Source organism: Streptomyces milbemycinicus (assembly GCF_002154605.1).
GTDB lineage: Bacteria > Actinomycetota > Actinomycetes > Streptomycetales > Streptomycetaceae > Streptomyces > Streptomyces milbemycinicus.
Genome location: NZ_MUNE01001328.1, coordinates 1 through 675, shown reverse-complemented (window position 1 = coordinate 675; position 675 = coordinate 1). Strand labels below are relative to the sequence as shown.

The window sequence follows — 675 nt, the reverse complement described above, 5'->3', positions numbered from 1 at the left end:
CCGTCGTCCTCAAGCCCGCCGAACTCACCCCGCTGACCTCGCTGATGTTCGCGCAGGCGGCCACCGAGGCGGGTATCCCGGACGGTGTCGTCAACATCGTGACCGGCACCGGCCTGGAAGCCGGTGAACAGCTGGTCGGCCACCCCGGCGTGGCCATGACTTCCTTCACCGGCTCGACCGCCGTCGGTAAGCGGGTGGCCGAACTGGCCACCGCCACCATCAAGCGGCTCCACCTCGAACTCGGCGGCAAGGCGCCCTTCGTCGTCTTCGACGACGCGGACGTCGAGGCCGCCGCCCACGGCGCCGTCGCGGGCGCCCTGATCAACACCGGCCAGGACTGCACCGCCGCCACCCGCGCCTACGTCCAGCGTCCGCTGTACGACGCGTTCGTGGCCGCCGTCGCCGATCTGATGGCGTCCGTACGCCTCGGTGACCCCTTCGACCCGCACACCGACCTCGGCCCCCTCATCTCGCACACCCAGCGCGACCGCGTCGCGGGCCCGCTCGACGAAGCCCGCGACGCGGTCGCGCTGGGTGTGCGAGATGAGGGGGCCGAGGTCGGTGTGCGGGTCGAAGGGGTCACCGAGGCGTACGGACGCCATCAGATCGGCGACGGCGGCCACGAACGCGTCGTACAGCGGACGCGGGACGTAGGCGCGGGTGGCGGCGGTGCAG

At 72.3% G+C, this 675-nt stretch carries 2 pseudogenes; one reads left to right on the top strand and one right to left on the bottom strand.

The window, feature by feature from the left end:
• Positions 1 to 534: pseudogene (locus tag CCN51_RS52915) on the top strand (aldehyde dehydrogenase family protein); the annotation flags it as partial.
• A gap of 8 nt (positions 535 to 542) precedes the next feature.
• On the opposite strand, the pseudogene CCN51_RS59100 reads toward CCN51_RS52915, so the two are convergent.
• Positions 543 to 623, bottom strand: a pseudogene (locus CCN51_RS59100) (hypothetical protein); the annotation flags it as partial.
• Positions 624 to 675: the final 52 nt, after the last annotated feature.